Genomic DNA, 16,144 nt, shown 5'->3' on the forward strand with positions numbered 1-16,144 from the left:
TTATTTAAAAACAGTCCTCACTCTATCCCATTTTTTATTTGATTCTGTGTCATAGATACATATAAGACGACGACATGGAGACTCTATTTCTTTGATAATATTTTGGTAGTTAGGCTCTCGTCCAAACCAACTATTCATTTTTTCTAGATCTACCGGATCGTGTATATGACTTTTTGTTTGACCTTTTGGCCATTTGTAGGGTACAGAAACCACTAACAGGCGAGCAGTTTCTAGTAATTTATGGCAGAAAGCTTCAGCATTTGGGACGTGTTCAATTACCTGAAGGCAAGTCAACAAATCGAAACGTTTTCCCGGACTATACTTTAAAAAGTCTGTTGTCACAGCAACAATACCGGGAGCTTTGTAAGGTTTCCGCAAGTCTATGGAGTAGCGTTCCGGAATCCATGTAAACCAATCGAGATAAGGACATCCATTAGAACCTACATCTATAATTGAACCTGCACCGCTGCCAAGCTTGTGAATAATTTGCCGAATTGCAAAAATATAAATATGTTTTTCTCGTTTAGACCAATATGATGATTTTTTCTGATCTGACATATGTAACCCTCAAACTTATACCCTTGCTTTTTTGTCCCTAAATAATAACCCTTATCTAGTAATTTTATCAAACTACAGTTTTTGCTTCACAAATTATCTACTTAGCTTGAAGACGTTGTACATATTTAGATTTGTTAGTATCCCAGTTTCTGTTAAAGTGACCAGTCTGAAAACTTTAAACCTGTAAAGTTCCGTAATTTTTCAACATCAGGTGCAATTGTGGCAGTAAGTATACTCATTTCAGTTGGAGATAAACTGGGCTTCTCAATTAATTTGCCATTACATTTATTATCACGAGAATCATTAAAACGTTTCTCGAGTATAGCTGGATTGTATTCAAGCCGTATCCCTAAAAAATTAAAAATGTTACTAACAACCATAGCTGGATTTTTAAATAATTGCTCTGATTCAACTACAAGTAATTGCTGATCTGAGTAATATTCTAGAAAAGCTTGTATTTGAAAATAGTATTTACTTGTTTGAATATAATTGCTGTTAATATCTTTGATCACTTTTGAAAATGGTCCTGATTCCCTACCCTTGAAATAGTTGTACACATAGTGAGATAAGAGCCTTTGTATTGGATCGCGAAGTACATAAATGAGTTTAACTTCTGGTAAGATAGAGTACATTCTTGCAGGAATATCTGAAAAATAGTGCCGTTTTGTGTAATTGGGGGAAGCCTCAAAAAAATATTTACCGCCCTTTTTAAATAAGGACTGATACCACTTTAGTCCTTTATTATATAGTTTAGTCTCTCGGAAAAAGTTTGTTTCTTTGGGAGTAGAGGGTACTATCTCAGGATGAGAGGCAAGATAATGATACAAACTTGTTGTACCACCCTTCATTGCTCCAATGATTATGAAATTTGGTAGTCGTATTTCTGTTTTAGCTTCATTGTATCTAATTCGAGAATCTACAGATGGCTCTGAGAGCGATCGCATCTTTACTGAATTCCGTTGAACCTCAACTATCTTTCTTTCTACTTTTCTTGCCTCTTCTCCCCGCCCCAAAATTCTCAACACTCGTCCTAAATGAAAATAAGGCCAAACTGAATCTGGTTTTAACTGCACCGCCTGACGATATGCTGCAACAGTTTCCTCCAAACGCCCTAACTGCTCTAATGCTTCCCCCAACCTATGGTAAGACCAATGAAAATTTGGATTACGAGCTATCGCTCTACGATAAGCAGTAACTGCTTCCTCAAATTTATTGCTTCGCAAAAACTGATTACCTTGTCTGAAGTCACTAGCTCCCATCTTTAAAACCTCAAATTTAATATTTGCCATACAATTTAGGAGTGGTATTATTTCCTATCAGGTTTCTGAGCTATACCCCAAGCAAAGCTAGGTTCTTCAAATTTATTCACATAGCCCAAATGAGGAACAATCATTTCCCATACCATGCGAACACCTTTTGCATCTTGCTCATCCTGAGAGTAACGCTTCCATGGGCTTTCGGAAATCGGCTTACCACGAAGGGACTTAGATACCGTCCATTCGAGGTCATCAAAGATAATCCAACCACCTGGCTTTAGCAACATATCAACAAGTACAAAACCATACCCAGTTACATCCCAGGTATGGCCACCATCTAAATAACAAAGGTCAAACTGTGGTCGAGGTATTTGCTGGAGCATTTTTCCTAGTTCCCAGGTATATGAGCGATGTGCGTAGACAGGATCGACACGATGGGAAAGACCTAGCTTTTCCAAAACTTCATTGATTGAAGGTTTGCGCTTAACTGCATGTCGTGTATCAATTGTTGTGAGATGACCTAATCCTCGGTCTTCCATTATTGCTGCAAAATAAGCACTACTCTTACCCTGGAAAAAGCCTAACTCCAGAACATTTTCAACTCTATGTTTTTTCATAAAGTCGCGTAGGAAAGAGGCTCTATCCTCTTTCATATATTTCAAACTGCCGAACATCTTTGTTACATTATCGAAATGTGCCATGTGTAATTCTTAAATACCTTAATTTATACAACTATAAAAAGTTTGAGAATAATAATTATTACTTTACTGCTAATTGAGCAACTTTTTCATTGCTCTCCAAAGAATTAAGGCGATCACCAAATCCCATTAAATCACAGTTTTGTTTCACAAATTCTCGACCGATTTTAGCACGCTCCAAATATTTACTTTTATTTAACCACAATTGCTGCACTCTAGAATTTACATCTTCTGGATTTGCATATAACGCTGCATCCCCAAAAGTTTCTTTAAACTGATGAGGCAGAATTACAGGAATACCAACTGCCATAGCTTCCATAATTACCCGACCAAACTCCTCTATGTAGTTTTCGTGGGGATAGTGAACAAAAAAATCCAAATCTTCTACAAATTCTTGCACGCTGATGCTATCAAAAGGTATTACTTGCCAGTTTTTGGGCTGTTCCCCAATTAAATTAATTGGAATTGTCGCACCTCCTAAAAATCTGACATCCCAAGGCAGATTCACACCATAAGCTTGCTTCAAAGCTGTTACTTTTTCTGGCCATTTAGTGTAGGTATCCCGCCCATGACGACCAACTACTGGAATTTTTCTTTCTTGGCCACGCCAGCGAAGTTTTTGTCTACACCATTGGTCAACATCTATCATCGGATACCAAGGATTTGGGTAAGGGTTTGGATAACGTTGATCTTCAGTCATTAGTCGTTTAACCCATGATGAAATAGCTATCCAGTAGCCTTCTTGCCCGAACATACTCTTGAGATTTGCCCTGACAATATGTGGGTCGTACTGAGGGTCAGAACCATCAACTAAACGTGTGGCAAATTGGTTAATCACTACAATTAACTTTGTAGTGTTTATGTAAGGGAAAGCATCAGGCTTATGCTGAATGATGGGTGGATAGCCAAACAGCACGAAGTTTGCATCTACCTCATCTCCAGGGGTCAGTATGTCTAGCTGATATTTTACGCAGATATCATAGAAACGGAAGTTAACTTTTTTTGGTCTAAGTTCATATTTTCGCCAATGAACTACTGCCACCTTCATTCCTAATCTGCAAGCTGCAATAATATAGTTGATAGTAGATACAAAAGCTCCGCCTTGTAGGACAAAATCTGATATTACAATCAAATCATAGGAGTGAACCTTCGATTTTTTGATCTGATTACCTAGAAGTACAGGAAACTGCCTGTTGATCTGAGAAAGTTTTGGTGATACTTTAAATTCTGGCTGAGAGTGCCAATATTCATAAGCACCTCGATAATGCCATCTTAGTCCAAAGTTTATTGTTTTGACATGAGTAGCTTTCGCTCGGGTTAGGGAATCTTCCCTTGAAAGCCCGAAAGAAAGCATTATTTCTTTTGGTATATTGTAAATTGCATTTGAGCCATAAAATTTAGTTAATCTAGCTCTCAACTCTGCATCACCACTAACCCTTACGTTATCCCACCCTCCAAGTTTACCTAGTATCTCTCTTTTGAGCATCAGAGATGAAAAGTTTAGGTCAAAAAGGTTAGGGCCTGGTTTCCATTTTCCAACTACCATGATATTTTCATCGACTCGCAACCAATAAGACATCACAGCAATACAAGAGTTTTTGGAATTCATAGCATCTATCTGATACTCAATTTTCTGTGGGTGTGACCAGTCATCACTATCATGCACCATAATTAATTCACCCGTGGCAACTTCTAATCCACAGTTTCGTGTTGGGTATGCACCTTCATTGATCTCTTTAGTGATTAGCTTAACCCGATCGTCTTGTTTTATGTATTCAGTTACTATTCCACAAGTATTATCATTACTACAATCATCGACGACAATAATTTCGATATTTTTCCATGTTTGCGCGAGTAAACTTTCAAGAGCAATGTGTATAGTCTTTTCTGCATTGTAGGCAGGCATAATAACAGATACTTTGGTTTTCTGTTCAGCTATTTTTGCTTTAGCACTTGCAGTAATATTAGAAATGTGTAGTGGCAAGCTAGCATCTTTTAATTTGAGTGGTGCAATTCCAGCTTTTTCGTATACCTTATTAATATAATCTAGCTGCAAAGAAGAGGCTTCAGATTCTTTTCCTTCTGTCAAACAAATCAAGCGTTGGGTGCTTCCTTTTAGAAGCAAAAAATCCGCTCGCTCTCCTCGTTTTTTGATAGCAAAGTCTAAGCATTTGTCTGCTAGCAAAATGCGATTAAGTTTTATCAGACATTGAACCTCTACAAGCAAAATCTTTTGCTCTGGCTTTTTCTGAAATATTTTAATTAGCTCAATATTCTCTAAACATCGATCATAATTAGCTTCTAGATAATACCATGTGACTAGCTGCCAAGCTACCTCACTGCGTTCTCTTGTTGATGCAGTATGGTTATGCGTTATTTCTTCAAGTGCCGGCAGCGCGTATCTTGAGTAGCCACCCCATAGCCTTACACCTAAATCTTCAGCAGAAAAATTAACTGGTCTAAGAAAATTTTTATAAGTAGATAGTTGCGACTCTACAGCTAAAACGCGATTTTTTGAGTTTATTACTTCTATTTTTTCAGAACTTCTTTTTTTACTTGAAGAAAAATCATTTTTTGTCTCCGCCTCCGCCGTCAACTTAAATGCCCTCCCATAAGCATCCTCTGCCCCCTCCCTATTTCCCAACTCCCTTAAAACATCCCCCAAATGCTGCCAAACTTCAGCAGACCCAGGATAAAATTCCACAGCCTTCCGCAACTCAATCTCCGCCTCCCCCCATCTACCTAGCTGCATCAACCCATACCCCAACTGATGCCTCACCGTAGCAGACTTCCGATTAATCTCCACCACCAACCGATACTCAACAACAGCCTCCTCCCACCTGCCCAACTTCCCCAAAGCAAACCCCAAATGATGCCTTATCTTAGCTCCAGCAAAACCCAAACTAATCGCCTGCCCATACTCAACAACAGCCTCCTCCCATCTACCCAACTGCCCCAAAGCCTGAGCCAAACCAAACAAAACCTCACCAGACTCCCCAGACAAAACCACCATCCGACGATACAATTCCACCGCCTCTTCCCATCGCTCCAACTTACCCAAAGCTTTTGCCCAACCAATACAACAATCAACCCTACCCGGATTAATTTCCCAACTCCGCTGATAAAAATCCACCGCTTCTAACCATTGCTGCTGCCCAGACTTAGCCTCTGCCAAATAAAAATAAGCCTTCCCCTGTAGGGACGTTCCATGGAACATCCCTACTTCTCCATCTAACATCCCCATTGCCTCATTAATACAATGCTCCGCCTCAGACCATTGGCCTAACTTCACCAAGCCACTTCCCAAACCCAGATAAAATTCAGGCACATCCTGTTTTAACTCGATCGCTTGCCGTAAATAACCCACCCCTTCCTGAACCTCTCCTTGCTGCCCCAACATTATCCCCAACTTGTAGAAAGACCAGTGAGCTTGAGGATTGATGGCCACCACCTGACGTAAAGCAGCGATCGCCTCCTCTATCCGTCCCACCTGCTCCAGGACGTCGGCCAAATTTTGGTAAGAGTAAGCAAACTGGGGGTTTGCCTCTATGGACATTTGATAAGAAGCGATCGCCTCTTCTAATTTTCCTTCTTTAACAAGTCGATTCCCCGTAGCAAAAGCAGTCATCTTTTTCAGTTATCAGTTATTAGTTAATAGTACCTCCGGTTCAATCTGGAGGCTGGAAATCCGAAATTTCCTTTTCCCTTGAAGGGAGAGACCATTGACTTTACTTATTGGCCATATTTCTTTTGAATTTACAATTTATAAATTTATATATGTATTCGTAACTATAAAGGAAAGTGGCAACTAAAAAAAAGTTCCTGCTGCCTTCTCAAGTCAGAAGTTATAATTTTGAATGTTTTCAGTAATACAGTCATAAAGTTCCCCCTCTTGCCAAGTTATTGAATTCGGTAACATGGTTGGTCGATAAATTATCAAGCAAAACTTTATTTTCTATGTGGGCTATAAATAGTTTGACTATATCATAAATAAAAAAGTCTAAGCCATACATCCTCCGAAGTTGCTTGAGAGCGTGAAGTTTTTGCTGAAGAAGTTGATTGTTTTGATTAATTTTTGCTAAATACTCAGGCAATTTTTTGATGTCTTCTGACGTTTCAGGACAACTAATCGTCGCTTCATTCCATAAAGCTAAATTGCCTGGTGGTAAATATGTATCAGCTAAAATAACCGGAATACTACCTAGACTTATCGACTCCCAAAGTCGAATAGAGTTGGAGCCAGTTCCCGACGGGCAAAGGGTAAAGACACTCTGTTTCATAATCTGCTGAAATTCTACTGATTTAGAGTTATCGACAAGGCTATCTGATGTTGGAGCTTTTTTATAAATTTGGTAATCGTAGACAATTTTATTGTAGTGCCATTGATCTCGTAAAATAATTAAACCACGCGGATCATTGGATAGATAGTCAACAATTTTTTGTCTGGAATCAGTCAAATAAAAATCTAGATAACGAGATCCGACATAAGAGTAAAGGTATTTTTTTGGAGTTTTAAGAGGTTCTGAATCAACTGCTTGAACAGGATAAAGTGGAAAAGGATGTAATGAAATATTAGGATATGAAGGCAGCTTATTTTGATTTTTAACTGTATGAGACCAAAAAATATCTGTGATTCCCATTTCAAAAAAGAGATTTTGAAATGTTAACATTCGTATGTGCTGGCAAGAAGTAACAATTTTTTCATACTTTTGTAGAGACTCTTTAAAACTTCTTAACTGTTCTAGTAATGATTTAGCTTTAGTTCGGTCCTTTTTGTTGTGTACTAAATGGTCAATTAATGTAGCCCAAGGAAACCCAAAATAAACAATACTATCATTGTATTCGTAAGCACCTAAATACTTTTTTGCCATTTCAAAAGCATATTTTTCAGTGATAGCAGGATACTGCCAATCTTCATCAAAGGCGATAACATTATTAGTTTTTTGGATGTTTTGGGTAGGTAACTGTGACTCCAGGCTTTCTTTTGCTACGAGATTGGGTTTATAATTTTTCCAGGTATCATTAACGTGAACATTAATAACGTCCGAAACGTTCTTACTCTCCTTAACACCTTTCACCTTCTCATAAACTTCCCTCACCGACTTAACCTCAACCACCGTTCTCCCAGACAAACTATCAGACTTAATCAAATTCGCACCCCACTCCCGATCCCGATAAAGTTCCTCAAACCTACCCTTTCTCACCTCCAAAGGCACAACCCTCTCAATCTCTGCCCGATAATCCCCTATACCCTCCACAGACAACTGCCCAACACGCTTCCGAAAAGCACCCAAAGGACTCTCATACTGATAATAAACCCCATGATGCGCCATCTCTCGCCAGAAATTCCAATCACCTGCCAACTCAAACCCTTTCAACCCATGCTTCGACTTCAACCACAACGCCTTACTAAAAAACGTTCCCTCCTGCTGCAACATTTCCCAATGTTTACCATCACACAAACCCTCTCGAATAACCCCCGTCGGAGTAGGAGTACCCCGCTGTAAAACCTTGTGCCGTACATCCGTTTCAAACACATACTGAGGTCCCCCTATCCACTCAACCTCTGGATGTTCCCCAACAATACGACAAATAGCAGACAACGCCCCTGGCATCAAAACGTCATCAGCATTAATCCAAGTCATCAACTCTCTAGGGGCAATCTCAAAATTATCAAACCCCTTCATTACTGCATCATACATCCCCTGGTCTGGTTCACTCACCCAAGAAAACTCCACACCCCCACATTGCAAATCAGAACTCCCTGCTGATAATACACCCTCCCAATATCGTAACCGCTCAACAGTACCATCTGTTGAACCACCATCCTGTACATGATACTGAATCGAGAAATCACCAGACTGACTAATAACACTCTTAATAGTCTCATCAATAGTTGCCACAGCATTTAGACAAGGCGTCACTACAAAAAACCTCGTTCCCAGTCTCTTTTCATCCCTCAGACACGAAACCTTCCCAGTTAACCTACCATAAAAATCATTAAGCTTAGTCCCCGTCAAACCTTCCCCACTTTTTCCCGACTTTAACTCTAAACTTTGCCTATAAGCTGATTCTGCCTCATCCCCATTTCCCAACTCCCGTAAAACATCCCCCAAATGCTGCCAAACCTCAGCAGACCCAGGATACAACTCCACTGCCTTCCGCAACTCAATCTCAGCCTCCCGCCAACGCTCCAACTGCATCAAAGCATACCCCAACCGATGCCTAACAACAGCAGACTTAGGATTAATCTCCACCACCAACCGATACTCAACAACTGCCTCTCCCCACCTGCCCAACTTACCCAAAGCATACCCCAAATGATGCCTCACCTCGGCTCCAGCAAAACCCAAATTAATCGCCTTCTGATACTCAACAACAGCCTCATCCCATCTTCCTAACTGCTGCAAAGCCTCACCCAAACCAAACAAAACCTCACCAGACTCCCCAGACAAAACCACCGCCTGATGATATAACTCTACCGCCTCACTCCATCGCCCCAACTTACCCAAAGCTTTTGTCCAACCAATACAACAGTTAACCTTACCCGGATTAATTTCCCAACTTTGGCGATAAAATTCTACTGCTTCAGACCATTGCTGTTGCCCAGACTTAGCTTCTGCCAAATAAAAATAAGCTTCCCCCCGTAGGGACGTTCCATGGAACGTCCCTACTTTTTCTCCGTGGGACGTCCCTACCTTTCCATTCAACATCCCTACAACTTGATTAATACAGTCCACTGCCTCGGACCATTGCCCCAACTTCACCAACCCACTTCCCAAACCCAGATAAAATTCAGGCACATGTTGTTTTAGAGCGATCGCTCGACGTAAATAATCTACCGCCTCCTGAAACTGGCCTTGCTGACCCAACATTACCCCCAACTTGTAGAGAGACCAGGGGGATTCAGGACTTATGGCCACTGCCTGACGAAAAGCAGTTATAGCCTCATCTATGCGCCCCACCTTCTCCAAAGTCTCCCCTAAATTTTGGTAAGACCAGGCAAACTGAGGATTTGACTCAATGGCCTTTTGATAAGAAGCGATCGCCTCCTCTAATTTCCCCTCTCGTAAAAGTTGATTTCCTGTAGCAAAAGCAGTCATTTTTTTCAGTTATCAGTTATCAGTTATCAGCTTTTTCAGTTAACAGTTATTGGTTAACTTATACCCATAAACCCCCCTGAGAAAGAGGCTTAAGAATTCTATTAGCAAAAGATTAAAATCCTTGGCAGTTTTGAAGATTTTTTTCAGTTTACAGCAAAACATTAGAGCATATTTCATTTGTGACTGGCAAGATGTCTGTATTATAAATGTTACCTTGATTTTTGATTAGCTAACCAGTTTTCCAAATCTACTATTGTAGCTAAATCAAAAATTTCATCACCTAAAATATCTAATTTTTCCAGAGATAATTGTTCTATTTGATTCTGAAGTTCTGGGGCTATTTCTCCAAACTTGCGACTAATTTGACGTTTAACTAATATCCCTATTCCTTGTTCCCGTCCAATTTCTTTGCCTTCTTCCAATCCAATTTCTCGGCCTTCCATCCTCGCTAGACTAATTTGTCCTTTCTTATCTCTAATTGACTTTTCCTCTTGCTCTAATTCTTCTAATTCTTCATTACTTAAGTTCGCTTTATTCGCTATATTTAACGCTGCTTCTATTTCTGATACTGATTCCAATGATTCTGGTATTACTTCTAAATTTGGAGCCGAGCTAAGAAAATATATCCATTTATCACTTAGAGTTTCTAAGGCTGATAATTCTTTTTTAAATTTGGGTAATTCGACAAACATTAATGTTAATTCATCTTGGTAATTAAACAATTCTGTCTCTTCTTTCAATCCAAACTTAGTAATCATTTTTTCTGTCTTTTCAAATAAAACAAAGTCAGCGATTGTTAAAGCGATAAAAGGTTGCAACATCATATAACCTTGCCCTGAATCTAATTGATTTCCATAAGCTTTGGCTAAGTTATATATTACTCGTTTTTCAAATTCTTCTACATTCAATACTTGCATTTCAATAATGACGGTAGAACCATTATCTAAAAATGCTTTAACATCAAAATAAGTCTCTTTTATAGTGTTAGTAAATCCTGGATTATAAGGGTTAATTATTGTTAGAGATTGAATGATGTTTTGATTGTCATAGACTATGGCATTGAGAAAGCTGATGAGAATATTTTGACTATGAATAGAACCAAATATTTTTTTAAAAGCAAAGTCGGTTTTAGGACTAATAAATTTCATAAATTATAGGGAGTAGGGAGCAGATAAATTAGTCATGACTTATGAGAAAATGAAATTATACACCATCTGTAGTGGCAATTCGCGTTTGCGGAGCATTCCGTAGGAAATTGCTACTACCATATTTTCACGAATTGCCACTACCATATTTGGTGGTTCTGCGTAATTCCTGTTAGTATTATATTTTTCCTAAGCTGGTATAATTTGTTGTAAATTACAGCAATCCTAAATTATTTATGAAAAAAAAACATAGGTATTTAGTCTCCCAACCAAAGGAAAAATAAGATTTAAAAAACCAAACCGATCTAAGAAAATTCTTTTAACTTAGCAACTAAATGGTCAAAATAAGGAGCTAATTCTGTTTGTTTTTCCGAGGCAAATCTTTTCAAACTAGCAGTTTTAATACCTTCTAAACCACACACCATTGCTGATAGTGGCACAAGCAATTCTTGATAAAGTAAATTCATATAATAAAGCCCTTCTTTGCTGGTAAATTCTGTATTATTCCCAGCAATGCCATAAGTAATACAACGTAAAAAATGCCAGAAATCTCGCCAACAAGCTTCGGCTCGGGTTGGTGGATATAATTCTCCTCCTTCTGCGGTAATATTAGGATAAGTTGCTAATACTTTTTCTCTAGCTTCATCAACAATTTCTGCTGCATATTCTCCGAGAAAACTAGCAGCTTCTATAGCAAAAATTGGTACTGCTGAAGATGTTTTTAGTAGTTCTAAATCTCTCTCTGTGAGATAACGACTTTCATCATCAGCAGTTTGAAATAGTTGAATTATTTCTGTTGGTAGAACTTCTGACCAGGTTTTAAAGCTAACTATTCTTGCTTTAGGAATTAATTGTTTAGCTGTTTCGGTTAATTGTGTAGTCATAATCAAAAATTAATAGGTTTTAGGTAAATAATTAATAATTAGGGTTTGCTGAAAAAGTATAAGTGGTAGGAGTAGGAGTCAGGAGTCAGGAGAAATGGGTATGGGAGAAATGGGTATGGGAGCGAGGAGGTAGGAGGAAGAATTATCCCTTGATTTTTCTGCCTTATGCAACCTAAAATCCTAATTTTTTAAGCTCCCTAGACCGAAAACCTTGCACTTTTTCAAGACCTAAAAATGCTTTTACCTTTATCTGTCAATACTTTATATATTTATTCAGCAAGCCCTAATTAAATCGTTGGGGAGGGAATGGTAGAAGGGGGCGGGTTCATTTCATCAAGTGTTGAGATTATTAATTTTCAATAAAACCCTGCCCTATGGACGACCACCCATATTTTTACTACTCCCCCACTCCCCCATTCCCTCACTCCTCCACTCACCAACTCCGCCACTCCCTACTCCACAATTAAGTTGTAGGTTGTTGGGTTTGATTTTCCGTGGTAGGACGCAACTGATTGAGATATCCATCAATTTTGGACAATTCTGGATGTTGTTCTAACTTGGCCATCACCTTGGCCTTGGGCATTTTTACTTTCTTGGCGTGTTCTAGAGTCTCATTAACAATGCGTTCCCGATATTGTTCTAATCCTTTAATTACTTCTTCTATTTCTTGTTCTTGGGTTTTTGCTGTTTCAGTATTTGCCTCTAAAGTTTCAGACATAATGACTTTCTGATCGCTCTTTGTATTTTTCCAAAATTAATCATCCCAGATTTAGGGATTAGTTGCTAGTATTTGTAAAGAAACGTAAATAAAATTAAGCAGATTTTAATATGGAAATTAACCAAATTCAGGTATACTTAAATAGCTCTGATTCTCAAGAGAGACTAAAAGCGCTGACCGAGTTAAGGAACTACGAAAGTGAAATAGTAGTTCCCCTCCTCAAAACTAGACAGCGTGACCCAGAATTTCTAGTCCGTTCATTTGTAGCAATGGGGTTAGGGAATAAACGCACTCCTGACGGTTTTAAGATATTGCGAGAAATGATGAAAAATGACACAGACTATAATGTACGAGCAGAAGCAGCAAACTCCCTATCTAAATTTGGTGAAGAGGCAATTCCTCTTTTGGTAGAAAAATTCCGCCAAGATGACAACTGGTTAGTACGTCGGAGTATTCTTGCACCTCTAATAGATATGCCATTTCCCGAAGCTCTATATGAAGTGTGTATTTGCGCGATCGCTGGCGAAGATATAACGGTGCAGGAAGTTGCCATTAGTGCTTTAGGTGCGTTAGCGGGGACAAAGAAAGAAACCGAAGCTTTGCAACAACTGTTAGCTTTTGTCAGTGCCGAATCTTGGAATATTCGGTTGCGAGCTGCTCAAGGGTTGAGAAAATTCGACGATCCTCAAGCAAAAGCAGCTTTGAATTATCTTAGCAAAGATGAAAATCATAGAGTAGTAGCTGCTACATTGGAGAGTTCGCTTTGAATAATTAATAATTAATAATTAATAATTAACAATTAATAATTACCTCTTCTTTTTAAGTGTGCATTAATATTAATGTAGTGACTTAACACGCTAAAAATGTAGCAATAGTAGGGGCGGGTTTTAGCAGAAATTTTCATGCTTACCCTAGCATTTATATAAACCCGCCCTAATGCACACCCATTAGCTGTGTCAGTAAGTAAGAGCGGGTTCCACGTTAAATTATTCTAGCTACAATAGACATCTCCGATAATCAAAAATAAAATCAATTATAGAGTAGAAATAATCAATTATTTCTTCCTATTCCCTATTCCCTACTCCCTCTTTTCCGGAGAGGTCTAATATTTAATCAGATCAACCAGCCCAATAACCAAAAGACAAAATTAGCATTATTAAATTAGCAAATATTAAAGTCTAATTGTTGCTCCTGGTCCGATAGGAATTCCGAAAATAAACCAAAATATAAATAAAGCTGACCAAGATAATAAGAAGGCTAAAGAATAAGGTAACATTGTCGCAATTAAAGTTCCCATACCTGCATTTTTATCGTATCTCTGAGCAAAGGCAACAATAATTGGGAAATAACCCATCAAAGGCGTAATAATATTAGTTGTAGAATCTCCAATTCGATAAGCCATTTGTGTGAACTCTGGACTATAACCAACTAACATTAACATAGGTACAAATATAGGAGCTATCATAGTCCATTTAGAGGATGCGGAGGCAAAAAATAGATTAATTAAACCACTAACAATAATAAAACTTATTAGCAAAGGCAAGCCAGTAAAACCAGTCGCTTTGAGAAAATTTGCACCATTAATAGCTAAGATAATTCCTAAGTTAGTCCAATTAAAATAAGCAACAAATTGAGCAGCAAAAAAAGACAAGGCAATATAATAACCCATGATACTCATAGCTTCACTCATACCTTTAGCAATATCTTTATCACTCTGGATTGTACCTGCTCCTTTGCCGTAAGCAATACCTGGAATTATGAATCCTAACATTATTATTGGTACAATTCCGTTGAAAAAAGGAGAAGGAATAATCGTCAAAGTTTCTGGGTCGCGTAAAATTCCTTCTGGTGGCAAGACTAATATTAATAAAAACGCCACAAAAGCTAATAAAGAATATCCTGCCCAACGTAAACCTTTTTGTTCAGCAGTAGTCAAATATTCCATTTCTTCTGAATTAATTTGACCATTATATTCACCCAGTCGAGGTTCTACAATTTTATCTGTAATATACCAACCAACTAAAGTAATTACAAATGTAGAAACTACCATGAAATAATAATTTACTGTTGGATTAACTGTATATTCAGGATTAATTAATTGAGCTGAACTTTCCGTAATTCCTGCTAGTAAAGGATCGATAGAACTCACTAATAAATTAGCACTATAACCGCCAGAAACTCCAGCAAAACCAGCAGCTAAACCAGCAATTGGATGACGTTTATATGCTAAAAATATTAAGGCAGCAAGAGGAGTTAAAACTACATACCCAGCATCGGAAGCAATATTTGACATGACTCCACAAAAAACGATAACGGGAGTAATAAATTTTGCTGGAGCAACTAGCACTACTTGGCGCAGTAAAGCAGAAATTAAACCTGTAGACTCTGCAACTCCTACTCCTAACATCGCTACAAGTACAGTACCCAGGGGAGGAAAATTAACAAAGTTGCTTACAGTCTTCGTAACTATTTTGCGGATACCGTCAGGAGTTAACAGAGAAACTGCTTCAATAGTTTCTTTACTTGTGGGGTTGACTGCAGAGAGATTTATTAAATTGGCGATCGCGCTAATTACAATAACTGCTACAGATAGATAGAAAAATAATGTAATAGGATCTGGCAGTTTATTGCCTGCTTTTTCAATAAAAATCAGCCCTTTATTAACTATATCTAGTTTTTTAGACTTTTCTGGGGGCGGTGTTTCTGTCATCTTGACTTTTTCCTTTTTACATCAAAAATACAATTTCCCATCATCATACTATGAAGAAGGAGTCAGAAGTCAGTAGGTAGGAGTTATACCATTTCTCAAAAACATTTCTACATTTTGTAGAGCAGGGGAGTGGGTAGGGACGTTGCATAAGGGCGTCCGTACAGGAGAAGTAAAAATAACAATAATTAATATTAAATGAGCTACAACTAGCAAAAAAAAGATTTGATATGTAATTATTAATTAATAAATGAAGTCGTACCCAAGTATAGCATTAATGCATGGGAATTGGTATTACGGCTTTGGGGCGGGTTTATTTCATTTAGTGATTAAACTCGTTAATTTCAACTAGAACCCGCCCCTACTATTGCAATATTTGAGCCGTGTCATCCTAATTAGTATCTTCTGGTTGGCGATCGCCTCCAAGAAAAATATTTTTGTCCCATTCAGGAATTTATATATTACTAATGTAGTATAAAATATGTACTACATATTATAGTGTAACTAAGTGAAAAATAATGGCCTAAAATCTAGATTAAACAAGGAAAAATTTTTTTCTTATAACCCCTTGACAGTTTTGTATTATTTATGTAACATAAAAATATAGAGCAAAGGAAAACAGCCTTAAAGCCTGGTTTCTTGAGCCATTCGTACCTTGAAAACCAAATAGATACTACATACTTATTTATAGCTCTGTGGACGACTAGATAAGTCACTCTGATTCTCAGTCAGAGGGAAGCGGGTGCAACTCCCGTCAGAGCTTCTGATTCGTCTGGGTAGCCAAGTGCTAAGGCGTTGGTCTGCAAAACCGATCATCAGGGGTTTGATTCCCCTCCCAGACTCCAAATAAGGCAGTGTAGCTTAATGGTAAAGCGCCAAGCTCATAACTTGGTCTATTCAGGTTCGATCCCTGTCACTGCTATAGCAACTAACTGTTTACTAAAGCGGATTAGTTGCTGTACTGGCTCAAAATGAAAATTGCTATGAGTGGAGATACTGTAACGATAACATCTCGGTGTTCAAATAAGGCAGTGTAGCTTAATGGTAAAGCGCCAAGCTCATAACTTGGTCTATT

General features: G+C 38.3%; 10 protein-coding genes and 2 tRNA genes. 3 read left to right on the forward strand and 9 right to left on the reverse strand.

Annotation, left to right across the window (positions count from 1 at the left end):
- The 8 genes from ACP6PK_RS02125 to ACP6PK_RS02160 form a co-directional block, all read right to left on the reverse strand.
- A complete protein-coding gene (locus tag ACP6PK_RS02125) occupies window positions 1-558 on the reverse strand; it encodes a class I SAM-dependent methyltransferase (protein WP_426557352.1) in 558 nt (185 codons plus the stop codon).
- Between the two features lie 152 nt (window positions 559-710).
- Complete coding sequence (locus tag ACP6PK_RS02130; protein WP_426557354.1) at window positions 711-1,847, reverse strand: sulfotransferase family protein; 1,137 nt, start codon at window positions 1,845-1,847, stop codon at window positions 711-713.
- A 17-nt stretch (window positions 1,848-1,864) separates the two neighbouring features.
- Complete coding sequence (locus ACP6PK_RS02135; protein WP_426557356.1) at window positions 1,865-2,515, reverse strand: class I SAM-dependent methyltransferase; 651 nt, start codon at window positions 2,513-2,515, stop codon at window positions 1,865-1,867.
- Window positions 2,516-2,573: 58 nt separating this feature from the next.
- Complete coding sequence (locus tag ACP6PK_RS02140; protein WP_426557358.1) at window positions 2,574-6,140, reverse strand: tetratricopeptide repeat protein; 3,567 nt, start codon at window positions 6,138-6,140, stop codon at window positions 2,574-2,576.
- Window positions 6,141-6,387: 247 nt separating this feature from the next.
- Window positions 6,388-9,615, reverse strand: coding sequence for a tetratricopeptide repeat protein (locus tag ACP6PK_RS02145; protein ID WP_426557360.1), 3,228 nt, complete (start codon window positions 9,613-9,615; stop codon window positions 6,388-6,390).
- A gap of 209 nt (window positions 9,616-9,824) precedes the next feature.
- Window positions 9,825-10,763, reverse strand: coding sequence for an Rpn family recombination-promoting nuclease/putative transposase (locus ACP6PK_RS02150; RefSeq protein WP_426557362.1), 939 nt, complete (start codon window positions 10,761-10,763; stop codon window positions 9,825-9,827).
- Between the two features lie 302 nt (window positions 10,764-11,065).
- Entirely contained in the window at window positions 11,066-11,644 is a 579-nt protein-coding gene (locus ACP6PK_RS02155; protein ID WP_426557364.1) for a phycobilisome protein, read from the reverse strand.
- Window positions 11,645-12,107: 463 nt separating this feature from the next.
- The gene (locus ACP6PK_RS02160; RefSeq protein WP_426557366.1) at window positions 12,108-12,362 is read right to left on the reverse strand and encodes an acetyltransferase; all 255 of its coding nucleotides are present in this window, start codon (window positions 12,360-12,362) and stop codon (window positions 12,108-12,110) included.
- A gap of 110 nt (window positions 12,363-12,472) precedes the next feature.
- Here ACP6PK_RS02160 and ACP6PK_RS02165 point away from each other — a divergent pair, with 110 nt between their 5' ends.
- Window positions 12,473-13,129, forward strand: coding sequence for a HEAT repeat domain-containing protein (locus tag ACP6PK_RS02165; protein ID WP_094672014.1), 657 nt, complete (start codon window positions 12,473-12,475; stop codon window positions 13,127-13,129).
- 404 nt (window positions 13,130-13,533) lie between these two features.
- On the opposite strand, the gene ACP6PK_RS02170 is transcribed toward ACP6PK_RS02165, so the two are convergent.
- A complete protein-coding gene (locus tag ACP6PK_RS02170) occupies window positions 13,534-15,072 on the reverse strand; it encodes an AbgT family transporter (protein ID WP_094672013.1) in 1,539 nt (512 codons plus the stop codon).
- A 767-nt stretch (window positions 15,073-15,839) separates the two neighbouring features.
- Here ACP6PK_RS02170 and ACP6PK_RS02175 point away from each other — a divergent pair.
- Together ACP6PK_RS02175 and ACP6PK_RS02180 are read left to right on the forward strand one after the other, a co-directional pair.
- Window positions 15,840-15,914 (forward strand) — tRNA-Cys (locus tag ACP6PK_RS02175).
- Between the two features lie 5 nt (window positions 15,915-15,919).
- Window positions 15,920-15,991 (forward strand) — tRNA-Ile (locus ACP6PK_RS02180).
- Window positions 15,992-16,144: the final 153 nt, after the last annotated feature.

The sequence above is a fragment of the Dapis hubbardiae BLCC-M172 genome (assembly GCF_050016015.1).
In the GTDB taxonomy this organism is placed as follows: domain Bacteria; phylum Cyanobacteriota; class Cyanobacteriia; order Cyanobacteriales; family Microcoleaceae; genus Trichodesmium.